We start from the raw sequence: 19,834 nt of genomic DNA, 5'->3' as shown, positions 1-19,834 counted from the left end.
TTCAAAAGAAGAGCGGTCCTTCGACAGGCTCAGGACAGACGGGGTTGGGGGACAGTTGCGCGGAACCCGATGGCCCTTATTCAAAGACGATGACGCTGCGCGCCGTGTGGCCCGCCTTCATCTTCTCGAAGCCTTCGTTGATGCCCGAAAGCGGGATGCGCTCGGCGATGATCGTGTCGAGATCGAGCAGCCCGCGCATGTAGAAATCGACCAGACGCGGCAGATCGACCGGGAAGCGGTTCGCGCCCATGATCGCGCCCTGCAGCTTCTTGCCCGAGAGCAGGTCCATCGCGGCAAGGCCGACCTTTTCGTTGAGCGGCATCATGCCCAGGATCGTCGCGGTGCCGCCACGGCGCAGCGTGGCGACGGCAAGATTGGCCGAAGCCGGGCGCCCGACCGCCTCGATCGCGTGGTCGACCCCGCCCTTGGTCAGCTCGACGATCTGCTTGGCGGCATCGGGGTCCAACGCGTCGATCACGTCGGTCGCACCGAGCTTCTTGGCCAGTTCGCGCTTCTCCGGCATGGGGTCTGCCGCGATGATCCGCCCGGCGCCGGCGATCCGCGCCGCATTGATCGTGGCGAGGCCGACGCCGCCGCAGCCCACCACGGCAACCGTTTCGCCCGGCGTCACCTTGCAAGCGTTGAACACCGCGCCCGCGCCCGTCGTAACCGCGCAGCCGATCACCGCCGCGCGATCGAGCGGCATGTCGGGGTTGATCGCCACGCAGGCATGTTCGTGGACCAGCATCATCTCGGCAAAGGCCGAAAGGTTGAGCATCTGGTTGACCGTGCTGCCGTCCGAGCTGCGGGTTAGACGCGGCGCATCGCCCGCGGCACGGCGGGTATCCCCGCCCAGGCACAGCGCCATGCGGCCGGTGACGCAGAATTCGCAGTGCCCGCAATAGGCCGAAAGGCAGGTAACGACCGCGTCACCCACCTTGACCGTGCGCACTTCGCTGCCGACCGCCTCGACGATACCGGCGGCCTCATGCCCCGGCACTGCCGGCATGGCGTGGGGATAGGTGCCTTCGATAAAGTGCAGGTCCGAATGGCACAGGCCGCAGGCGGCGGTGCGGATCAGCACCTCGTGCGGGCCGGGCTTCGACACGGTCAGGTCGTCGATGACCAGCGGCTGGCCGGCTTTTTCGAGGATGGCGGCTTTCATCGCGTTTCTCCTTTGCGGCCGCAGGCTTCACCGGCGGCGGTATTCCAAATCGTGCTCGGCTAATCCGGGCTTGAATCCTGTTGGTTATCCCTGGGCCGGCGCGGCGTTCGCCATCGCTTCCAGCTGCTGGAACAGCCCCGGCGTGCTTTCGTCCCACGAATGGCGCGGCCCGATGGTAAGGCCCCCGTCGACGATCAGCGATGTGCCGTTGACGAAGCCCGCCGCTTCGCTCGCCAGGAACATCACCGCTTCGGCGATGTCGTCGCCCTGGCCGCCGCGCGCCACCGGCTGTGCCTGTGCTGAAATGCCGGCGATCACCGCCTTGGCCTGCGCCTCGACCTCTTCGGGCAGCCCGATCGCGCGGGTGAAGATATTGGTGTTGATGAAGCCCGGCTGCACCGCGTTCACCCGGATCTGGTGGCGGGCAAGGTCCGCCGCGCTGGTCTTGGTCAGGTGCAGCACGCCGGCCTTGGCCACGGCATAGGCATTGGGCGAATAGCCCGGCCCGATCGCTGCCACGCTCGATGTGTTGACGATCGAGGCGCCCTTGCGGCCCTTCATGTGCGGCACGGCATAGCGGATGCCGAACGCCACGGAGCGCAGCAGCAGGTCCATCGTCCGGTCCCAGCCTTCGGGCTCGATCTCGTCGATGGGGGCGCGATCGCCGCCGGCGCCGGCGTTGTTGAACACCGTGTCGATCCCGCCGGTCTCGGCCGCGGCGCGGTCCATCAGCGCCTTGATGTCCTCGGTGCTGGTCACGTCGCAGCGCACGCAGGTGACTTGCCCGTTGGAGGCGGCGGCGGTTTCGGAAAGGCCCTTTTCGTCGATGTCGGCGGCATAGACCAGCGCGCCTTCGCCCGCGAACTTGATCGCCGTGGCGCGGCCGATTCCCGAGGCTGCCCCGGTGATCACCACCGTCTTTCCGGCAAAGCGCATGTTCCTCTCCATCGTTATGTGTTTTGCCGCCAGCTTAGGCCCGTAACGAGCATCGTCAATGGCTTCGCACTTTACGCTACGGCATGCACGTATACCCGCAAATGGCGGAAATCTGCGCTTGCCAGCGGGGTTCGACTCGACTTAATTTGTCGATTAAGAGAGGAGTCTATCGATGTCTGACCTGGAAGCCTTCCGGCAGGAAATCCGCGCCTGGCTGGAGGAGAACTGCCCGCCCGAAATGCGCGAGCCGGTGCGCGATGATGACGACGCCTGCTGGGGCGGTCGCAACTTCAAGTTCAAGAACGAGGCGCAGAAGGTCTGGCTCGAACGCTGCGTCGCCAAGGGCTACACCGTGCCCGATTGGCCCAAGGCCTATGGCGGCGCCGGGATGACTCCGGCCGAAGCGAAGATCTGGCGCGAAGAGATGGTCCGCATCAACGCGCGGCCCCCGCTGTCGAGCTTCGGCATCTGGATGCTCGGCCCCGCGCTGCTCAAGTTCGGTACCGAAGAACAGAAGGTCCACTACCTCGGCCAGATCGCGCGCGGCGAAATCCGCTGGTGCCAGGGCTATTCCGAACCCGGCTCGGGCTCGGACCTCGTCTCCTTGCAGACCTATGGCGAGGACAAGGGCGATCACTGGGTGGTCAACGGCCAGAAGATCTGGACGTCCTATGCCAACAAGGCCGACTGGATCTTCTGCCTTGTCCGCACCGACAAGACCAACAAGTACCAGGGCATCAGCTTCCTGCTGTTCGACATGACCAGCCCCGGCGTCACCACCAAGCCGATCAAGCTGATCTCCGGCAGCTCGCCGTTCTGCGAAACCTTCTTCGACAACGTGAAGGTGCCCAAGGACCAGATCGTCGGCCAGCTCAACCGCGGCTGGGACGTTGCCAAGTATCTGCTGGGCCACGAACGCGAGATGATATCGGCCACCGGCGGCGCAGACCGCGCCGGCTCGCTCGGTGCGACGCTCGCCCGCAACGGTGTGCTCGAAGATCCCGTGCTGCGCGCGCAGGTCGCCCTGTTCGACGTCGATGCCCTTGCCTTCACCGCGATGAGCGAGAAGTTCATGGACGAGGTCAAGGTCGGCAAGGGCCACCCCGCGTTCCCGAACATGATGAAGTACGCCGGGACCGAACTGAACAAGTCGCGCCACGAACTGCTCATGTCGGCGGGTGGCAGCACCGCGCTCGAATGGGAGAGCGAGGAGACCGAGGGCGGCGCCCTGCCGCGTGCGTGGCTGCGTACCAAGGCCAACTCGATCGAGGGCGGCACAAGCGAGGTCATGCTGAACGTGGTCTCGAAGCGCATCCTCGAACTGCCGGGCGCGTAAAGCACCCGCAGGCGGCCCACTTCCGTGGTGCTGAGCCTGTCGAACCACTGTCCTTGTTCTTCGCGCACGACCGTTGAAGACAAAGTCAGCCTTTCGACAGGCTCAGGACGATCGGGTTGGGCCATCTAACGAATTTTCTCAGCGGGTATGGCCTTCGCGCCTCGCCCGCACCGGGACGGGAGATCCCCAATGCCTTTGTACCTGAACGAAGATCAGGCGATGCTCGCCGATACCGTCACCGGCTTCCTGGCCGATGAAGGTTCGATCAAGAAGCAGCTGCGCCACTTCCGCGATATCAACTGCCAGGATGGCTTCGGCCATGCGCTGTGGAAGCAGTTCGCCGAAATGGGCCTCACCGGAATGCTCGCGGCCGAAGCCGATGGCGGGCTTGGCATGGGCCATGTCGAAGCCGGCGTGGTGCTCAAGGAAATCGGCCGCAACCTCACGCCGTCGCCGTTCCTCACCACCTCGGTGATGGGCGTTACCGCGCTGTCCGAAGCCTCGGCCGATCTCAAGGGCCGTTATCTTCCGGGCGTGATCGCGGGCGATGCTGTCCTCGCCATCGCCATCGACGAAGGTGCCAAGCACCGGCCCGAACGCATCGCCGCGCGCGCCGAACGGTCTGGCAACGGCTTCCGCCTTTCCGGCAAGAAGGATTTCGTCGTCCAGGGCGCTTCGGCCGATGCGATCATCGTCGCCGCGCGCACGTCGGGCAGCGACAGCGATGCCGATGGCATCACGCTGTTCGCGGTGCCCAAGGATGCCGTCGGCGTCGGCCACAACTCGGTCCGCCTGGTCGACAGCGCCATGGCCAGCCACGTCACCTTCGATAATGTCGAACTCGATGGCAGCGCCGTGATCGGCGAAGTCGATGGCGGCCGTGCCCTGCTCAACAAGGTGCTTTCCGCAGGCCGCCTCGGTGCCGCCGCCGAACAGACCGGCGTTGCTTCGGGCGCCTTCGACATCACCACCAACTACCTCAAGACGCGCAAGCAGTTCGGCCAGCTGATCGGCGAATTCCAGGCGCTGCAGCACCGCGCCGCGCATCTCTATTCCGAGATCGAGATCGCGGATGCCACGGTTATGAAGGCGCAGCAGCTGCTCGATGCGGGCTCGGAAAAGGCCGAGCTGATGGTCGCGGTGGCCAAGGCCAAGGCGGGCAAGGCGTCCAGCCTTGCCGTGCGCGAAGGCGTGCAGATGCACGGCGGCGTCGGCATGACCGACGAATTCGACATCGGCCTGTACATGAAGCGCGACCGCGCGCTCGCCGAATTCCTCGGCGATCAGTACTACCACGCGCAGAAGGTCGCCGAACTGAGCGGCTACTGAGCGTGATGTTTCACTGAACAATCGGGGCGGATCGGCCAGCCAGCCGGTCCGCCCTTTTTCGTCCCGCCACGGGTGCGGGGCAGGGGAGAAAATGCCATGGATTTTGCCAAGCTGTTCAGCCTCGAAGGCCGTGTCGCCGTCGTCACCGGCGGATCGCGCGGGATCGGCGAAATGATTGCCGAAGGCTTCATCGCGGCGGGCTGCGAACGCGTCTACGTCACCGCGCGCAAGGTGGAAGTGGTGCAGAAAACCGCCGCGCGCCTCGGGCCCAAGTGCATCGCGCTGCCGGGCGACATCTCGACCACGGCGGGGATCGAGGCGCTGGCCGAGGACCTGCGCGCGCGGGAAAGCAGGATCGACATCCTGGTCAACAACGCCGGCGCCGCCTGGGGCGCCGAATTCACCGAATTCCCCGAAGCCGGCTGGGACAAGGTGATGAACCTCAACGTCAAGACGCCGTTCTTCCTGACACAGAAGCTGCACGATCTGCTCAAGGCCGCCGCCACCGATCATCCGGCCAAGGTCATCAACATCGCCTCGATCGATGGGCTGCGCCCCAATCCGTGGGAAACCTACTCCTACCAGGCCTCCAAGTCCGCGCTGATCCACCTCACGCGTCGCATGGCCGCGCGCCTGATCAAGGACAACATCGTCGCCAGCTGCATCTGCCCGGGCGCCTTCCCCTCGGAAATGAACAAGGCCGCCGCGCGCAATCCCGATGCCTCGGCCAAGGGCATTCCGTCGCGGCGCGTCGGCACGATCGAGGACATGGCGGGCGGCGCAATCTACCTCGCCAGCCGGGCAGGGGATTATGTCGTCGGCACGCCGCTGCCGATTGATGGCGGCATCGTCAACGGCTGGGTGCCGCAGGACGCGGTCGATCCTTCGGGGCATTGAGCACGATGAGCCGCGCCGTCCGCATCCTCGCCTCGGGTCTTCACTTCGGTGAAGGCCCGCGCTGGCACCAGGGCCGCCTGTGGTTCAGCGATTTCTACAAGCATTCCATCTGCTCGGTCGGCCTGGATGGCGATCTGCGGGTGGAGCTCGAAATCGACGACCACCCCTCGGGCCTTGGCTGGATGCCTGATGGCTCGCTGCTGTTCGTGTCGATGCAGAAGCAGCAGGTGTGGCGGCGCTGGCCCGACGGGCGTCTGGCGCTTCACGCCGATCTTGCTGGCATCTCGGTGTTCCGCAGCAACGACATGGTCGTCGCCGCAGACGGGCGGGCATGGGTCGGCAACTTCGGCTTCGATCTTGATCGCACCGCGCGCGAACAGGGATTGCAGGCGATCTTCGCTAATCCCCCGCTGGCCAGCCTTGCCGCGATCGCGCCCGATGGCACGGTCTCGTGCGCGGCAGAAGGCTTCGCCTTTCCCAACGGCATGGTCATCACCCCCGATGGCCGCACGCTGGTCGTTGCCGAAACCTTCGGCATGCGGCTGACCGCCTTCGACATCGCCGCCGATGGCAGCCTGTCGAATCGCCGCCTCTGGGCCGATACCGCGCCCCGTCTGCCCGATGGCATCGCGCTTGATGCATCCGGCGCGATCTGGATCGCCAACCCTGGCGCGGCCGAATGCGCCCGGATCGCGCAAGGCGGCGAAGTGCTCGAAACCGTCGGCGTGGAAGGCACCAACGTCTATGCCTGCATGCTCGGCGGCCCCGAAGGGCGCCACCTGTTCATGCTCTGCGGCCCGCACAGCGATGCGCAAAAGGCAGCCGCTGCTCCGCTCGGCGATATCCGCGTGGTCGAAGTGGACGTCGCGCGGGCAGGGCTTCCGTGAAGGTTCGGGCCTAGCTTCGCGTCAGTTCGCGCACGAAGTCGATCAGACCGGTCTGGCGGGTGCGGCGCATGCGCTCGGCCTCCAGGATCTGCTGCACCTTGGCGAAGCAGGTCTCCACGTCGTCGTTGACCACGACGTAGTCATAGCCGTCCCAGTGGCTGATTTCCGCCTGTGCCCGCGCCATCCGCGCCGCGATCACTTCGGCGCTGTCGGTGCCGCGCCCCACCAGGCGGCGGTTCAGCTCGGCCAGGCTTGGCGGCAGGATGAACACGCGCACCACGTCGGCCTGCGCCTTCTGGTAAAGCTGCTGCGTGCCCTGCCAGTCGATGTCGAACAGCACGTCCTGTCCGGCCTTCAGCTGGGTGCGGATATGCGCCTTCGGCGTGCCGTAGCTCTTCCCGAAGACGTGCGCCCACTCGTAGAATTCGTTGGCCTCGACCATCCGGTCGAATTCGTCCTGGCTGACGAAGTGGTAGTCCTTCCCATCGACTTCGCCCGGCCGCATCGGCCGCGTCGTGGCCGAAACCGACATCGCGATGTCCGGCACTTCGGCCAGCAGGCGCCGCGCGATCGTCGTCTTGCCCGCGCCCGACGGCGAAGACAGGATGAACATCAGCCCGCGCCGGTGCAGCGCATCGGACGGGCGGGGAAGGTCGGCAGCGGGGGATGAGGACGCGTCGTGGGCCATGCGCGCTCATGCCGCAGGCGCCCGCCGCCGGTCAAGCCGTGGCAGTCCTCGAATTGGAGTTCAGGCCTTCTTGCCCCGCTCGGCCTGTTCGTCGACCTGCTCGGTGCCCTTGGCCTTCTGCGCGGCGGCGTGGCGCCGGTCATAGAGTGTCTTGGCAAGCAGCCCGCCGCCCACCACGATCGCGCCCGGCACCGAACGCGTCGCCACGCGGGCAAGCGCGGTGCCCACCAGCGTTTGTGTCAGGCCGCGACCCTTGACGATCTTCTTCGCCTTGCGCGTGCCGAACTTCTGGCCCAGCAGCCCCGTTTCCACCCCGCGCCGCAGCAGCGCGCCACCGGCGCGCAGGGCGATGTCGGCCAGGATCACCGTGGTCATCGGATTGGGGATGGGCTCGTCGGCCAGCTTTTCGGACACCTTGCCCGATGCCTTGCCCGCGGCGTCGGCCGAAGCCTTGCGCACCTTGCCCACGCGCGCCTTCGCGCTTTTCACACCCTTGCTGAACAGTCCCATCTGCCGACCCCGATCGATAAGGCCCGCGTGTGCCGGGGGCCGTTACTTGCGCTTGCCGAAGTCCACCGACACGACGTTGGACCCGTCTTCGGTGCGCTCAACGGGCTTGCCGCCGCCGCGTTCCCCTTCGCCCGGCTCGCCATCGCCGTCGTTGCCGGCGTCCTCGTATTCCTCGGGGTCCATGTCGGCCGCAGCCTGGAACTGCAGGCCGAAGTCGACCGCCGGATCGACGAAGGCGGTGATCGCGCTGAACGGGATCACCAGCGTGGAGGGGATCTGGTTGAAGCTCAGCCCCACGCTGAACTGGTCTTCTTCCACCTTCAGGTCCCAGAACTTGTTCTGCAGGACGATGGTCATCTCGTCGGGGAAGCGCTCCTTCAGCCGCGTCGGGATCGAAACGCCCGGGGCGCCGGTCTTGAAGGTGATGTAGAAGTGGTGGTTGCCGGGCAGGTGCCCGCCGGTGGATTCGACCTGTCCCAGCACGCGGCCGACAACGGCGCGCAGGGCCTCCTGCACGATTTCGTCGTAGGGGATCAGGCTGTCGGGGCTATCGCTCATGGAAATTACCCTTCGCCTCACAGCGGCTTGCGGTCAAGGGGCGACGCGGCGCCGAACCGACGAAGCGCGCGAATGACGGCGCAATTGATGTCTCGATTGATTCTGGCACTCGCAAGCCTATAGGCGCTGTCTCATGCGCACCGGATCGATCAAGCGTAAGACCGAGGAGACCGACATCGACGTGTCGGTCAATCTCGATGGCACCGGCACCTATCAGGTGGAAACGGGGATCGGCTTCCTCGATCACATGATCGAACAGTTCAGCCGCCATTCGCTGATCGACATCACCTGCAAGGTGAAGGGCGATCTCCACGTCGATCAGCACCACACCACCGAGGACAGCGCGATCGCGCTTGGCCAGGCGATTGCGCAGGCGCTGGGCGACAAGAAGGGCATCACCCGCTACGGCCACACCTACTCGCCGATGGACGAGGCGTTGAGCCGCGTCGCGCTCGATATCTCGGGCCGTCCCGTGCTGGTGTGGAAGGCCGCGTTCACGCAGCCCCGCCTCGGCGAAATGGATACCGAGCTATTCGAGCACTGGTTCCAGTCGATCAGCCAGGCCGCCGGGATCACGCTCCACATCGAAAGCCTTTACGGCAGCAACAACCACCACATCATCGAAGGCATCTACAAGGGCTTTGCCCGCGCGATGCGCGCAGCGATCACCATCGATCCGCGCAAGGCCGATGCCGTGCCGTCCACCAAGGGCATTCTCGGTGGCTGAGGTCATCGCGCTGATCGATTACGGCGCGGGCAACCTCCATTCGGTGCACAACGCGCTGAAGGCGGCGGGCGGCGAAGGCATCCGCATCACCGCCGATCCCGATGTCGTGCGCGCGGCCGACCGCATCGTCCTGCCCGGCGTCGGCGCGTTCGGTGCCTGCGCCGGGGCCCTGCGCGCCATTCCGGGCATGGTCGAGGCGATGGCCGAACGCGTCCACGTCGGCGCAGCGCCCTTCCTCGGCATCTGCGTCGGCATGCAGCTTCTGGCAACGCGCGGGATCGAGTTCGGCTCGACCGACGGGCTCGACTGGATCCCCGGCGAAGTCCGCCAGATCGAGCGCACCGATCCTGCAATCAAGGTGCCGCACATGGGCTGGAACGATGTCGAGCCGGGCCACCATCACAGCCTGATCGAACCGGGCGAGGCCTACTTCCTCCACTCGTTCCACTTCGCCCCGGACGATGGCCACCACGTCGCGGCGATGACCGACCACGGCGGCGGGCTTGTTGCGGCGGTTGCGCGCGACACCATCCTCGGCGTGCAGTTCCACCCGGAAAAGAGCCAGGACTACGGCCTCGCGCTGCTGGCGCGGTTCCTCGACTGGAAGCCCTGATCCGTCGCAAGACCGGGAACGGTTGAGCCGGTTCGGACCTTCCTGGTGGGACACCTCAGGAGGGCCGCTTGCCGAATTACCCTTACGACCAGCTCGTTCTTACCCCCCACGTCGTCGATCTGTCGCGCTCGCCGCTCGCGGGGCACTTCGATGCCGAAACCTATGTGCTGGGTGCGTTCAATCCCGGCATGACCGTGCTGCCCAATGGCAACATCCTGCTGATGGTCCGCGTGGCCGAAGCGCTGCGCCACCCCGTGCGCGATGGCAAGGTCCACGCGATCCGCTGGGAGCGGGGCGCCTACGTGCTCGATGCCTGGCCGCTCGAACTGGCCGACACCGCCGATCCGCGCAAGTTCATGCTCCACGGCGGCGGGTGGAAGGTCATGGCGTTGACCTCGCTGTCCTGGCTGCTTCCGGTCGAAATGACGCCCGACGGGCTGGAAATGGTCGCGATCCACTATGACAAGGCGATCGCCCCGCAAGGGTCGTACCAGTGCTACGGCATCGAGGATGCGCGCATTTCGCGCATCGATGGCAGCTACTGGATGACCACGTGCTCGGTCAGCCCCGAACGCCACTCGACCACGCTCTACACCTCCGACAACGGGCTCGACTGGGACTTCCAGGGGATCCTGCTCGATCACCAGAACAAGGACATGCTACTGTTCGAAGGGCTGGTGGACGGCAAATACTGGGCGCAGACCCGGCCGCTGGGCGATCTCTACTTCGCCTATCCGCCGGGCAGCGAATGGCGTCCCGGCCCCTCGATCAACCTCGCGACCTCGCCCGACGGCCTGCACTGGAAGCCGCACATCGAACCGCACATCCGCCCGCATGCCGGCACCGTCGCCACGGCGCGCATGGGCGGCGGCGCCCCGCCGATCCCCACCGAAATCGGTGGCAAGCGCGGCTGGCTTTCGCTGTGGCACGGGGTCGAACCCAAGGAAATCGTCGGCATCTATCGCACCTACTGGACCCTGCTCGACGAAGCCGACCCCACCCGCGCGCTCGCGACCAGCCACACGCCGCTGCTCGAACCCGATGCGGAACTGACCCGCCCGCTGGAGGACATGCTCTATCTGCGCGATGTGGTGTTCACGACAGGCGTCATCGATGCGGGCGACCGCTTCATCATCGCCTCGGGCGAAGCCGACCTTGCCTGCCGGGTCACGCACGTACCCAAGGAAGCGTTCAGCGAATAAAAGAACCGTGCTTCGACAGGCTAGGCACAGACGGCGATGGAACTGAACGCCACCGACACCGCCCGCCCTGAGCCTGTCGAAGGGCTGTTCCTACTTCCGGCGACCCTGACGCATCGTGCGTCGTTCCCTGTTCCCGTACGGCAAAACCGGTGCTAGGCGCGGCCCCCATGATCGTCTTTCCAGCCATCGACCTCAAGGGCGGCCAGGTCGTCCGCCTTGCCGAAGGGGACATGGATCGCGCCACCGTCTATGGTGACGATCCCGCGCACCAGGCCACGCTGTTCGCCGCTGCGGGCAGCCAGTACCTCCACGTCGTCGATCTCGATGGCTCGTTCGCCGGTCGCGCCGAAAACCGTGAGGCGGTCGAAGGCATCCTCAAGTCGTTCGGCGGCCACGTGCAACTGGGCGGCGGCATCCGCACCCGCGAAGCGGTCGAAGGCTGGTTCGATCTCGGCGTCAGCCGCGTCGTGATGGGCACCGCCGCGTTGAAAGACCCCGAGTTCGTCAAGGACATGGCCAAGGCGTTCCCGGGCGGCATCGTCGTCGCGGTCGACGCGCGCGACGGCATGGTCGCCACGCAAGGCTGGGCCGATGTGTCCGACGTCGAGGTCGTCGACCTCGCCCGCCGGTTCGAGGATGCGGGCGTCGCCAGCCTGCTGTTCACCGACATCGGCCGCGATGGCCTGCTCAAGGGCGTGAACATCGACGCCACCGTCGATCTCGCCCGCCGTGTCGATATTCCGGTGATCGCCAGCGGCGGCGTCAAGGGCATCGACGATATCCGCATGCTCAAGATCCACGAAGCCGACGGCATCGAAGGCGTCATCACCGGCCGCGCCCTTTTCGAAGGCCGGCTCGACCTCGCCGCCGCCATCGCGATGGCCGAGGCGGCGTAACGTTTTGCTCTCTCCCCTGAAGGAGAGAGGGCTTTGTCGGAGAACGTCATGACCGTCCGCGTCCGCGTCATTCCCTGCCTCGACGTTCGCGATGGCCGCGTGGTCAAGGGCGTCAACTTCGTCGATCTGCGCGATGCGGGCGATCCGGTCGAACAGGCGCGCGCCTATGACAAGGCGGGCGCTGACGAACTCTGCTTCCTCGACATTTCGGCCAGTCACGAAGGGCGCGGCACGCTGCTCGATGTCGTCGCGCGCACCGCCGAAGTCTGCTTCATGCCGCTGACCGTGGGCGGCGGCGTCCGGTCGGCGGAGGATGCGCGTGCGCTGCTGTTGGCGGGTGCCGACAAGGTCGCGGTCAATTCCGCCGCCGTCGCCCGGCCCGAACTGGTGCGCGACATTGCCGAACGCTTCGGCGCGCAATGTGTCGTCGGCTCGGTCGATGCGCGCCGGGTCGCGTCGGGCAAGTGGGAAATCTTCACCCACGGCGGCCGCAAGCCCACCGGGATCGACGCGCTCGCCCATGCCGAAAATCTCGCCAGGCTGGGCGCGGGCGAATTGCTCGTCACCTCGATGGACGGCGATGGCACCAAGGCGGGGTACGATCTGGACCTCACCCGCGCGATTGCCGATGCCGTGCCCGTGCCGGTGATCGCCAGCGGCGGGGTGGGCAATCTCGACCACCTCGTCGAAGGCGTGACCAAGGGCCATGCCAGCGCCGTGCTCGCCGCGTCGATCTTTCACTTCGGCCAGCACTCCATCGCCGAGGCTCATGCGGCCTTGCGCGCAGCGGGCCTTCCTGCGCGCTCTTGACCAGTCGGGCCGTCGCCGCCATGCCCGCCCCCATGACCGACGACACGCTGTTCCGCCTCGAAGCGACCATTGCCGAGCGCCTCCAGGGCGATCCGGCGGCAAGCTACGTGGCCAAGCTCCACGGCAAGGGCCTTGGCAAGATCGCGCAGAAAGTGGGCGAGGAAGCGACCGAGGTGGTCATCGCCGCGCTGTCGGGCGATGCGCAGGAACTGACGGGGGAGGCGGCCGATCTCGTCTTCCACCTCCTCGTCCTGCTGGGCGAGAAGGGCGTGCCGCTGTCGGCCGTGCTGGCCGAACTGAACCGCCGCGAAGGCACGTCGGGCATTGTCGAGAAGCAGAGCAGGAGCAACTGACATGGCAGTCGACGCCACCCAGCCCTACGACGATCAGAACATCTTCGCCAGGATCCTGCGCGGCGAGATTCCCTCGCGCAAGGTCTACGAAGACGACTTCAGCCTCGCCTTCCACGACATCAACCCGCAGTCGCCCACGCACATCCTGGTGATCCCCAAGGGTGCCTACGTCAGCTGGGACGATTTCACCGCCAAGGCCTCCGACGCCGAAATCGCGGGCTTCGTCCGCGCGGTGGGGCATGTCGCGCGCGATGCCGGGCTGGTCGCGCCGGGATACCGCCTGCTCGCCAACACCGGCACGCACAGCCACCAGGAAGTGCCGCACCTGCACGTGCACATCATGGCGGGCCGCCCGCTCGGCCCGCTGCTCGCCCGTTAAGCGGCAAGAGGGCGGAATTACGCGAGAAAATCGTTAACGCGTCCTTGCCCTCGGATTCCCCGCTGGGCTAGGGTGCGTCATCCCATGCTTGCGCCCGATCCCCCCGGCGGCCGCTTCGACGGCCTGGTCCACCTGTTTCCGGTCCGCGTCTACTTCGAAGACACGGACCTTTCGGGCGTGGTCTATCACGCCAACTACCTGCGCTGGTTCGAACGCGCCCGGTCCGACATGCTGCGCGTGCTCGGCATAGAACAGCGCGCCGCGCACGATGCTGGCGAGGGCGCCTATGCCGTGACCGAGCTTGCCCTGCGCTATCTCCGCCCGGCGAAGCTCGACGATGCCGTGTTCGTTGCCAGCCGCGTCATCGAAGTCACCCCCGCCACCTGCCGTATCGTTCAGCAGGCATACAGGGGCGAAACGCTGCTTTGCAGCGCCGAGGTGCGCGTCGCCTTCGTCGCGCCCAACGGCCGTCCGCGTCGCCAGCCGGCGGCGTGGGTCGCCGCGTTCCAGACCGTACTCAACCAGGAAGGCCTTTCCCCCGCATGACCTTCGATCTGCTCGCCGCCGGCGCCGCCGCCGCGCCCACCCGGCTCAACCCCGTCGCGCTGTTCCTCCACGCCGACATCGTCGTGCAGATCGTGATGGGCGCGCTCGTGCTGGCAAGCGTCTGGGTCTGGACGATCATCATCGGCTTCTCGCTGCGCATGATCGGCGTCACCCGCCGCTGCGACGCCTATGAAGAGGAATTCTGGGACGCGCGCGACATCGACGCCTTCCAGAAGGCGAACAAGGGCAAGGACATTCCCTCGGCCCGCATCGTCACCGCCGCGCTCGGCGAATGGCGCCGCTCCACCGCCGGCCAGACGATCGACCGCGAAGGCACGCGCCAGCGGCTCACCATCGCGATGGAAGATGCCGTGGTGGTGGAAAGCGAAAAGCTGTCGAACCGCCTGAACTTCCTCGCCACGGTCGGCTCGGTCGCGCCCTTCGTCGGGCTGTTCGGCACCGTGTGGGGCATCATGGACAGCTTCTTCAACATCGGCGCGCAGCAGAATTCCTCGCTCGCCGTGGTGGCGCCCGGCATTTCGGAAGCGCTGTTCGCCACCGCCATCGGCCTGTTCGCGGCGATCCCCTCGGTCATCGCCTACAACCGCTTCTCGCACCGCGTGAACCGCTTCGAAGGCCGCCTGTTCCGCTTCGCCGACCGCTTCCACGCGACCTTGAGCCGCGAGCTGGAGCAGTAAGCCGATGGCGATGAACCTCCAGCAGGGCGGCGGCGGCGGCTCGCGCCGGCGGCGCCGCGGGCGCGGCGGCGGCGCTGCGATGAGCGAGATCAACGTGACGCCGCTGGTCGACGTCATGCTGGTGCTGCTGATCATCTTCATGGTCACCGCGCCGATGCTGACGGCGGGTGTGCCGATCGATCTGCCTGACAGCAAGGCCGAGGCGCTGAAGGAAGAAAAGAACGAGATCACCGTCAGCATGGACGGGGAAGGGCGCGTGTTCCTCGATGATCAGGAACTCGCGCCCGGCGAACTCGCCGATCGCCTCGCCGGAATCGACAAGGGCACACGCGCCCCGCTCGTTACCCTGCGCGCCGATCGCAACCTGAAATACGACCGGGTGATCGCCGTGATGGGCGAACTGAACGCCGCCGGCTTCAAGTCGATCTCGCTGGTCACCAACGGTTCAGTGACGGCCCCATAGCGCCATGGCGATGCGTGGCGAAGGCACCTCAGGCATGACTCGCGAGGAGCGGCTGGCGCTCGGCCTCGCGCTCGTCGCGCATGTCGCGCTGATCGCGGCGCTCACGCTCTCGCCTCCGGGCAAGGACATCGCCCCGCCGCCCGAACGGATGACGATCACCTTTTCGGACGAGATCGCCGACAAATCGACCTCGCCCGATCCCAACGCGCAGGCCGCGCCCGACGTCGCGCCGCAGCTGGGCGAGCCTGCCCCGCTCGCACAGCCCGAGCCGCAACCGCAAGAAGCGCAGCCGGCGCCGCCGCAGCCCGCCCCGCTGCCACCGCCGCCCAGGCCCCAGCCCCAGCCCCAGCCAAAGCCGCAGCCCGCACCGGCAAGGCCCGCGCCCGCACCACGCCCGCAACCGGCGCCGCCCCGGCCCGCCCCGGCGCAGCCAAAGCCCGCCCCGGCCAGACCGCAACCCCAACCAGCAAGGCCCGCACAGCCCAAGCCCACTCAGGCCAAACCCACTCAGGCCAAGCCCACGCAGGCCAGGCCAACCCCGGCCAAGCCCTCCGCCGCAGGCAACGAAGCGCCGCGCCGCCGGCCTGACGCGCCCACCGGCGGCAGCCGCATCGGCAGCGATTTCCTGCAGGGCATTCCCGGCTCGACCGCACCCGGCACGGCGAAGACCCCGCCTGCACAGGCCGTGGGGCCAGAGGTCAAGTCGGCGCTGGTCGGTGCGATCTCGCGCCAGATCAAGCCGCACTGGGCCGCCCCGCAGGGCGTCGATGTCGAAAAGCTGGTCACCGTGCTCGCCTGGGAACTCAATCCCGATGGCAGCCTTGCCGGAAAGCCGGTCGTCGTTTCGCAGACCGGGCTGACCGACGCCAACCGGCCGCAGGCCGCGCGCCATGCCGAACAGGCCATCCGTGCCGTTCAGCTCGCCGCGCCGTTCCAGCTGCCAAAGGAATACTACACCAGCTGGAAGCGCATCGCGCAGTTCCGCTTTGACAGGAAGTTGTCGCAATGAAGACCGCCAAGTTCGCCCTGCTGATCGGCCTCGCTTCCCTGCCGAGCCTCGCCCTCCCGGGCCTTGCCTTCGCGCAGGTCCAGCAGCTGCCGGCCTCCTCGGCCTCGCCGGCGGCGCAGGCCGCGCCTGCCGATGCCGGCGGCCTTACCGGTTCGGTCACCGATGAAAGCGAATGGCAGGATCTCGGCATCGCCATCCCCGCTTTCCCGACCGACACCTCGGTCGCCACCGCGGCCGAAGGCGGCAATACCGAAGCGCTCGGGCGCAATCTCGCCCGCGTGGTCTACAACGATCTCAAGAACAACGGCCTGTTCAAGCCGGTCGGGCCCGATGCGCTGCCCGGCATCCGCTTCTTCCAGGTCACCGCGCCCTCGTTCGATTTCTGGCGCGGCCGCTCGGCCGAAATGCTGGTGCAGGGCTTCGTCAAGGCCGCGCCCGACGGCAAGCTGACGGTCGGCTGCTATCTCTACGACGTGGCGCTGGGCAGCGAACTGATCCGCCAGGGCTATGTCGTCCAGCCGAACGAATGGCGCCGCGCCGCGCACAAGTGCGCCGACATGGTCTATTCGCGCCTGTCCGGCGAAAATCCGTTCTTCGACAGCAAGATAGCCTACATCGCCGAAACCGGGCCGAAGGATCACCGCCGCAAGCAGTTGGCGATCATGGACAGCGATGGCGCCAACCACCGCTTCATCACCAATGGCCAGGCCACCGCGCTCACCCCGCGCTATTCGCCGGACTATTCGAAGATCGTCTATCTCAGCTACCTCAACGGCTACCCGCGGATCTACGTCTACGACATCGGCAGCGGGCAGCAGCGCCTCGTCACCGAAGGGAAGGGGCCGACGTTCGCCCCGCGCTGGTCGCCCGATGGCAAGTTCATCCTCTATTCGATGGCGATCGGCGGCAACACCGACATCTACCGCGTTTCGGCGCAGGGCGGCCCATCCACCCGGCTGACCAACACGCCGGGCATCAACGTCGGCGGTTCCTATTCGCCCGATGGCAGCAGAATCGTGTTTGAAAGCGATCGTTCGGGCAGCCAGCAGGTCTACGTGATGAACGCCGATGGCTCGAACCAGCGCCGCATCAGCTTCCTCGGCGGCCGCGCGGCCACGCCTGAATGGAGCCCGCGCGGCGATCAGATCGCCTTCACCCACATCGCGGGCAACTTCCGCATCGCGGTGATGGACCCCAACGGGCAGAATGTGCGCGATTTGACCGACAGCTGGCAGGATGAAGCGCCCACCTGGTCGCCCAATGGCCGCATCATCCAGTTCTTCCGCACCGAAAGGAACAGCGGCAAGACCGGCATATGGCAGGTCGATCTGACCGGGCGCAACGAACGCAAGCTCAACACGCCGGTCGATGCTTCGGACCCGGCCTGGGGCCCGGTCCTGCCCTGATAAAGGGCGCGGACTTCCCCGCGTTTTTGCGTTGCCCTTCCACCGTGTGCCATGCACACTCCTACCCCGTCTCGCTTCAGGAGCCCCCTCATGCCTAAGCTGACCTCGAAACTTCCCATTGTGCTGCTCGTCGGCACCAGCCTCTCGCTCGCCGCCTGCGCCAAGAAGCCGCCCAAGGAATTGCCGCCCCAGCCGACCGCCACGTCGACCACGACGGAACCATCGGGCCAGCCTGTTGGCCCCACGCCGGGCAGCCAGGCCGATTTCCTCGCCTCGGTGCTGGCGGACACGATCCACTTCGATACCGACCGCTACAATGTCGATACCGAAAGCCAGGGCATTCTGCAGAGCCAGGCGCAGTGGCTGTCGCGCTATCCGGGCAAGATGGTCACGCTCGAAGGCCATGCCGACGAACGCGGCACGCGCGATTACAACATCGCGCTGGGCGAACGCCGCGCCAACGCCGCCAAGAACTACCTCGTCAGCCTCGGCGTCGATGCTTCGCGCATCACCGTCGTCAGCTATGGCAAAGAACGCCCGATCGCGCTCGGTTCGGACGAGGCGAGCTGGGCCAAGAACCGCCGCGCGGTGACGGTCACCGTCCAGTAAGCGGAACTCCATAGCCCTAAAGGGGCTTTATCGGCAGGGCGTCATGGCGCAAGGCTCGCTCGTGTGAGTCTCGCGGCAGGGCGTCCTTTCCGCGTTCTTAAAAAAGGTCCGACAGGGTACAAGGCATGGCGCGGCAAGGGCGTTCGAGCGACTGGGGCTTTCCCCGCTGGCGTGGCTACGGCAGCAGCCGCGAAGCCACCAACGTGCGCCTGTGCGATCGGGCCGGCTGCGATCAGCCGGGCAACTGTCCCGCGCCCAAATCGCCCAACAACCCTGATCGCTGGTACTTCTGCACCGCCCACGCCGCCGAATACAACGCCGGCTGGAACTACTTCGAAGGGCTGGACAAGGAAGAGGCCGAACAGCGCGAAAAGGCCGAGCGCGGCGAAGCCTCAGGCTTCAAGCAGGCGGCCTGGGCCGAATGGGGCGGATCGGGCGATGGCACCCGCAGCCGCGACGAACTGCGCGCCCTGGAAGTGCTGGAACTCGATCCCGATGCCGATTTCGATGCGGTGAAGAAGGCATGGCGCGCCAAGGCCAAGCTGGTCCACCCCGACGTGCGGCCGGGTGACGAAGCCGCGGCCAAGGAATTCCAGCGGCTGCAGGTCTCCTACGAAGTGCTCCGCGCCGCCGAGGATCGCCGCACCTGGAAGGGCTGAACAGGCGGCTTCAGGGCCAAGTTGACACACCCCTTGCATATGCAAGGGTTTCCTACATTTCGGCCCTTGCCTAGAAGAGCGCCCCTCGCTCTTTGAAACCCTTGCAGATCAATGCGCTGGCGCTCCAACATGGCAAACAGGACCAAAGCGCGACTTTCGCCTTTGTAGTTTGTCAACTTCGTCAACTTGGGGCCTAGCGCGGGTGCCTTTTGGCTAGCGCTACTCCGGCCAGATTCTGCCCCCTCGGCACGTAGCGGACGCGGACCTTTTCGCCGCCTGCCAGCGCCTCGAACGCGGCGAGCAGCGGGGCGGCTTCGGGCCTCGGGCGGGTTCGCCCCTCGATCACCGCGATCACCGCCAGCGCATCGCCCAGCAGCACGAAGTCGCGCAAGCCCCGCTCGCGCGCCAGCCGCAGCGCCTCGATCGCCGCGCGCCATTCCGCCTCGTGGCTCCCGCCGTGGCCAAGGTCGTCGCGCACGAACGCCACGCCGCCGATCACCACCGCGCACTCCATTGTGCCGGGATTTGGGCGGCAGCCGCCGTCGAAGAACACTTTCACCCGCGCCGCTTTTGCCATACCGCAGGCCATGGCCCGGCTGATCCTGTTCAACAAGCCCTACGGCGTGCTCAGCCAGTTCACCGATGCGGCGGGCCAGGGCGCGGGCGATGGGCCTCGGGCAACCCTGTCGGACCACATCGCGGTGCCGGGGGTCTATCCGGCCGGGCGGCTCGATCGCGACAGCGAAGGCCTGCTGCTCCTCACCGACGACGGCCGCCTTCAGGCCCGCATCGCCGACCCCCGGTTCAAGGCGCCCAAGACCTACCTCGTCCAGGTCGAAGGCACGGTGACCGACGCGGCGCTCGACCAGCTTCGCCGTGGCCTGCGGCTGAAGGACGGCATGACCCTGCCCGCAGAGGCGAAGGCGATCGATCCCCCGCAGCTCTGGCCGCGCGATCCGCCGGTCCGCTTCCGCAAGACCGTGCCCGATGCGTGGATTGCGCTCACCCTGCGCGAAGGCCGCAACCGCCAGGTCCGCCGCATGACCGCCGCCGTCGGCCTGCCCACGCTGCGGCTGGTGCGCTGGCGGATCGGGGACTGGACGCTCGATGGCCTCGCCCCCGGCGATTGGCGAGAGGTTGCCGTACCCACACACTGAG

25 protein-coding genes are annotated in these 19,834 nt (G+C 66.7%); 19 read left to right on the top strand and 6 right to left on the bottom strand.

What is annotated here, in order from left to right:
- Positions 1–76: 76 nt before the first annotated feature.
- Both AACH40_RS13170 and AACH40_RS13165 read right to left on the bottom strand, forming a co-directional pair.
- Positions 77–1,165: a Zn-dependent alcohol dehydrogenase gene (locus AACH40_RS13170; protein ID WP_338642807.1), complete on the bottom strand. Its 1,089-nt coding sequence runs from the start codon at positions 1,163–1,165 to the stop codon at positions 77–79.
- An 84-nt stretch (positions 1,166–1,249) separates the two neighbouring features.
- Positions 1,250–2,101, bottom strand: a complete 852-nt coding sequence (locus AACH40_RS13165; RefSeq protein ID WP_169491853.1) for an SDR family NAD(P)-dependent oxidoreductase — start codon at positions 2,099–2,101, stop codon at positions 1,250–1,252.
- A gap of 172 nt (positions 2,102–2,273) precedes the next feature.
- On the opposite strand from AACH40_RS13165, the gene AACH40_RS13160 reads away from it, so the two are divergent.
- The 4 genes from AACH40_RS13160 to AACH40_RS13145 all read left to right on the top strand — a co-directional run bounded on the left by AACH40_RS13160 (position 2,274) and on the right by AACH40_RS13145 (position 6,550).
- Complete coding sequence (locus tag AACH40_RS13160) at positions 2,274–3,437, top strand: acyl-CoA dehydrogenase family protein (protein ID WP_169491854.1); 1,164 nt, start codon at positions 2,274–2,276, stop codon at positions 3,435–3,437.
- Positions 3,438–3,626: 189 nt separating this feature from the next.
- Complete coding sequence (locus AACH40_RS13155) at positions 3,627–4,766, top strand: acyl-CoA dehydrogenase family protein (protein ID WP_338642806.1); 1,140 nt, start codon at positions 3,627–3,629, stop codon at positions 4,764–4,766.
- A 96-nt stretch (positions 4,767–4,862) separates the two neighbouring features.
- A complete protein-coding gene (locus tag AACH40_RS13150) occupies positions 4,863–5,663 on the top strand; it encodes an SDR family oxidoreductase (protein ID WP_338642805.1) in 801 nt (266 codons plus the stop codon).
- A 5-nt stretch (positions 5,664–5,668) separates the two neighbouring features.
- A complete protein-coding gene (locus AACH40_RS13145; RefSeq protein WP_338642804.1) occupies positions 5,669–6,550 on the top strand; it encodes an SMP-30/gluconolactonase/LRE family protein in 882 nt (293 codons plus the stop codon).
- Positions 6,551–6,560: 10 nt separating this feature from the next.
- On the opposite strand, the gene gmk is transcribed toward AACH40_RS13145, so the two are convergent.
- The 3 genes from gmk to AACH40_RS13130 are packed head-to-tail and all read right to left on the bottom strand — an operon-like array spanning position 6,561 to position 8,306.
- Positions 6,561–7,238, bottom strand: coding sequence for a guanylate kinase (gene gmk / locus AACH40_RS13140; protein WP_338642803.1), 678 nt, complete (start codon positions 7,236–7,238; stop codon positions 6,561–6,563).
- 60 nt (positions 7,239–7,298) lie between these two features.
- Positions 7,299–7,748: a hypothetical protein gene (locus AACH40_RS13135; protein ID WP_338642802.1), complete on the bottom strand. Its 450-nt coding sequence runs from the start codon at positions 7,746–7,748 to the stop codon at positions 7,299–7,301.
- Positions 7,749–7,790: 42 nt separating this feature from the next.
- Positions 7,791–8,306: an SspB family protein gene (locus tag AACH40_RS13130; RefSeq protein WP_169491859.1), complete on the bottom strand. Its 516-nt coding sequence runs from the start codon at positions 8,304–8,306 to the stop codon at positions 7,791–7,793.
- A gap of 133 nt (positions 8,307–8,439) precedes the next feature.
- On the opposite strand from AACH40_RS13130, the gene hisB reads away from it, so the two are divergent.
- The 14 genes from hisB to AACH40_RS13060 all read left to right on the top strand — a co-directional run bounded on the left by hisB (position 8,440) and on the right by AACH40_RS13060 (position 18,676).
- Positions 8,440–9,033, top strand: coding sequence for an imidazoleglycerol-phosphate dehydratase HisB (gene hisB, locus AACH40_RS13125; RefSeq protein ID WP_338642800.1), 594 nt, complete (start codon positions 8,440–8,442; stop codon positions 9,031–9,033).
- Entirely contained in the window at positions 9,026–9,646 is a 621-nt protein-coding gene (gene hisH / locus AACH40_RS13120) for an imidazole glycerol phosphate synthase subunit HisH (RefSeq protein ID WP_338642799.1), read from the top strand. Before hisB ends, hisH begins: the two co-directional genes overlap by 8 nt.
- Positions 9,647–9,714: 68 nt before the next feature.
- Entirely contained in the window at positions 9,715–10,848 is a 1,134-nt protein-coding gene (locus tag AACH40_RS13115) for a glycosidase (protein ID WP_338642798.1), read from the top strand.
- 167 nt (positions 10,849–11,015) lie between these two features.
- On the top strand, positions 11,016–11,744 hold the full coding sequence (gene hisA, locus AACH40_RS13110; protein ID WP_169491863.1) for a 1-(5-phosphoribosyl)-5-[(5-phosphoribosylamino)methylideneamino]imidazole-4-carboxamide isomerase: 729 nt from the start codon (positions 11,016–11,018) through the stop codon (positions 11,742–11,744).
- Positions 11,745–11,792: 48 nt separating this feature from the next.
- On the top strand, positions 11,793–12,554 hold the full coding sequence (hisF, locus tag AACH40_RS13105) for an imidazole glycerol phosphate synthase subunit HisF (RefSeq protein ID WP_338642797.1): 762 nt from the start codon (positions 11,793–11,795) through the stop codon (positions 12,552–12,554).
- 32 nt (positions 12,555–12,586) lie between these two features.
- Positions 12,587–12,907: a phosphoribosyl-ATP diphosphatase gene (locus AACH40_RS13100; protein WP_338642796.1), complete on the top strand. Its 321-nt coding sequence runs from the start codon at positions 12,587–12,589 to the stop codon at positions 12,905–12,907.
- 1 nt (position 12,908) lies between these two features.
- On the top strand, positions 12,909–13,286 hold the full coding sequence (locus AACH40_RS13095) for a histidine triad nucleotide-binding protein (protein ID WP_169491866.1): 378 nt from the start codon (positions 12,909–12,911) through the stop codon (positions 13,284–13,286).
- A gap of 84 nt (positions 13,287–13,370) precedes the next feature.
- Positions 13,371–13,832 carry a YbgC/FadM family acyl-CoA thioesterase gene (locus AACH40_RS13090; RefSeq protein WP_338642795.1) on the top strand — a complete coding sequence of 154 codons (462 nt, stop codon included), beginning with the start codon at positions 13,371–13,373 and terminating at the stop codon, positions 13,830–13,832.
- The gene (tolQ, locus tag AACH40_RS13085; RefSeq protein ID WP_169491868.1) at positions 13,829–14,530 is read left to right on the top strand and encodes a protein TolQ; all 702 of its coding nucleotides are present in this window, start codon (positions 13,829–13,831) and stop codon (positions 14,528–14,530) included. The genes AACH40_RS13090 and tolQ overlap by 4 nt, the downstream gene beginning before the upstream one ends.
- Before the next feature lie 4 nt (positions 14,531–14,534).
- On the top strand, positions 14,535–14,993 hold the full coding sequence (gene tolR, locus AACH40_RS13080; RefSeq protein WP_169491869.1) for a protein TolR: 459 nt from the start codon (positions 14,535–14,537) through the stop codon (positions 14,991–14,993).
- A gap of 34 nt (positions 14,994–15,027) precedes the next feature.
- The gene (locus tag AACH40_RS13075) at positions 15,028–16,002 is read left to right on the top strand and encodes a hypothetical protein (RefSeq protein ID WP_338642794.1); all 975 of its coding nucleotides are present in this window, start codon (positions 15,028–15,030) and stop codon (positions 16,000–16,002) included.
- Entirely contained in the window at positions 15,999–17,408 is a 1,410-nt protein-coding gene (gene tolB / locus AACH40_RS13070) for a Tol-Pal system beta propeller repeat protein TolB (RefSeq protein ID WP_338642793.1), read from the top strand. The genes AACH40_RS13075 and tolB overlap by 4 nt, the downstream gene beginning before the upstream one ends.
- 90 nt (positions 17,409–17,498) lie before the next feature.
- Positions 17,499–18,017 (top strand): peptidoglycan-associated lipoprotein Pal, encoded by a 519-nt coding sequence (gene pal, locus AACH40_RS13065; protein ID WP_338642792.1) that lies wholly within the window; start codon positions 17,499–17,501, stop codon positions 18,015–18,017.
- Positions 18,018–18,142: 125 nt separating this feature from the next.
- Entirely contained in the window at positions 18,143–18,676 is a 534-nt protein-coding gene (locus AACH40_RS13060; RefSeq protein ID WP_338642791.1) for a J domain-containing protein, read from the top strand.
- Positions 18,677–18,869: 193 nt separating this feature from the next.
- Here the strand turns inward: AACH40_RS13060 and AACH40_RS13055 are convergent, their stop codons facing one another.
- Positions 18,870–19,265 (bottom strand): reverse transcriptase-like protein, encoded by a 396-nt coding sequence (locus AACH40_RS13055; RefSeq protein ID WP_338642790.1) that lies wholly within the window; start codon positions 19,263–19,265, stop codon positions 18,870–18,872.
- Here AACH40_RS13055 and AACH40_RS13050 point away from each other — a divergent pair.
- On the top strand, positions 19,264–19,833 hold the full coding sequence (locus AACH40_RS13050) for a pseudouridine synthase (RefSeq protein ID WP_169491875.1): 570 nt from the start codon (positions 19,264–19,266) through the stop codon (positions 19,831–19,833). The two genes, AACH40_RS13055 and AACH40_RS13050, sit on opposite strands and share 2 nt — an antisense overlap.
- Position 19,834: the final 1 nt, after the last annotated feature.

Source organism: Novosphingobium olei, assembly GCF_037076535.1.
Lineage (GTDB): Bacteria > Pseudomonadota > Alphaproteobacteria > Sphingomonadales > Sphingomonadaceae > Novosphingobium > Novosphingobium olei.
Note: the sequence above shows the minus strand (reverse complement) of the source record. Positions and strands in the feature narration are given on the sequence as shown.

Bases quoted from the DNA above. Each gene is read 5' to 3' on its own strand.
- AACH40_RS13170 (WP_338642807.1), bottom strand. From the start codon at position 1,165: ATGAAAGCCGCCATCCTCGAAAAAGCCGGCCAGCCGCTGGTCATCGAC.
- AACH40_RS13165 (WP_169491853.1), bottom strand. From the start codon at position 2,101: ATGCGCTTTGCCGGAAAGACGGTGGTGATCACCGGGGCAGCCTCGGGA.
- AACH40_RS13160 (WP_169491854.1), top strand. From the start codon at position 2,274: ATGTCTGACCTGGAAGCCTTCCGGCAGGAAATCCGCGCCTGGCTGGAG.
- AACH40_RS13155 (WP_338642806.1), top strand. From the start codon at position 3,627: ATGCCTTTGTACCTGAACGAAGATCAGGCGATGCTCGCCGATACCGTC.
- AACH40_RS13150 (WP_338642805.1), top strand. From the start codon at position 4,863: ATGGATTTTGCCAAGCTGTTCAGCCTCGAAGGCCGTGTCGCCGTCGTC.
- AACH40_RS13145 (WP_338642804.1), top strand. From the start codon at position 5,669: ATGAGCCGCGCCGTCCGCATCCTCGCCTCGGGTCTTCACTTCGGTGAA.
- gmk (WP_338642803.1), bottom strand. From the start codon at position 7,238: ATGGCCCACGACGCGTCCTCATCCCCCGCTGCCGACCTTCCCCGCCCG.
- AACH40_RS13135 (WP_338642802.1), bottom strand. From the start codon at position 7,748: ATGGGACTGTTCAGCAAGGGTGTGAAAAGCGCGAAGGCGCGCGTGGGC.
- AACH40_RS13130 (WP_169491859.1), bottom strand. From the start codon at position 8,306: ATGAGCGATAGCCCCGACAGCCTGATCCCCTACGACGAAATCGTGCAG.
- hisB (WP_338642800.1), top strand. From the start codon at position 8,440: ATGCGCACCGGATCGATCAAGCGTAAGACCGAGGAGACCGACATCGAC.
- hisA (WP_169491863.1), top strand. From the start codon at position 11,016: ATGATCGTCTTTCCAGCCATCGACCTCAAGGGCGGCCAGGTCGTCCGC.
- hisF (WP_338642797.1), top strand. From the start codon at position 11,793: ATGACCGTCCGCGTCCGCGTCATTCCCTGCCTCGACGTTCGCGATGGC.
- AACH40_RS13100 (WP_338642796.1), top strand. From the start codon at position 12,587: ATGACCGACGACACGCTGTTCCGCCTCGAAGCGACCATTGCCGAGCGC.
- AACH40_RS13095 (WP_169491866.1), top strand. From the start codon at position 12,909: ATGGCAGTCGACGCCACCCAGCCCTACGACGATCAGAACATCTTCGCC.
- AACH40_RS13090 (WP_338642795.1), top strand. From the start codon at position 13,371: ATGCTTGCGCCCGATCCCCCCGGCGGCCGCTTCGACGGCCTGGTCCAC.
- tolQ (WP_169491868.1), top strand. From the start codon at position 13,829: ATGACCTTCGATCTGCTCGCCGCCGGCGCCGCCGCCGCGCCCACCCGG.
- tolR (WP_169491869.1), top strand. From the start codon at position 14,535: ATGGCGATGAACCTCCAGCAGGGCGGCGGCGGCGGCTCGCGCCGGCGG.
- AACH40_RS13075 (WP_338642794.1), top strand. From the start codon at position 15,028: ATGACTCGCGAGGAGCGGCTGGCGCTCGGCCTCGCGCTCGTCGCGCAT.
- tolB (WP_338642793.1), top strand. From the start codon at position 15,999: ATGAAGACCGCCAAGTTCGCCCTGCTGATCGGCCTCGCTTCCCTGCCG.
- pal (WP_338642792.1), top strand. From the start codon at position 17,499: ATGCCTAAGCTGACCTCGAAACTTCCCATTGTGCTGCTCGTCGGCACC.
- AACH40_RS13060 (WP_338642791.1), top strand. From the start codon at position 18,143: ATGGCGCGGCAAGGGCGTTCGAGCGACTGGGGCTTTCCCCGCTGGCGT.
- AACH40_RS13050 (WP_169491875.1), top strand. From the start codon at position 19,264: ATGGCCCGGCTGATCCTGTTCAACAAGCCCTACGGCGTGCTCAGCCAG.
- AACH40_RS13055 (WP_338642790.1), bottom strand. From the start codon at position 19,265: ATGGCCTGCGGTATGGCAAAAGCGGCGCGGGTGAAAGTGTTCTTCGAC.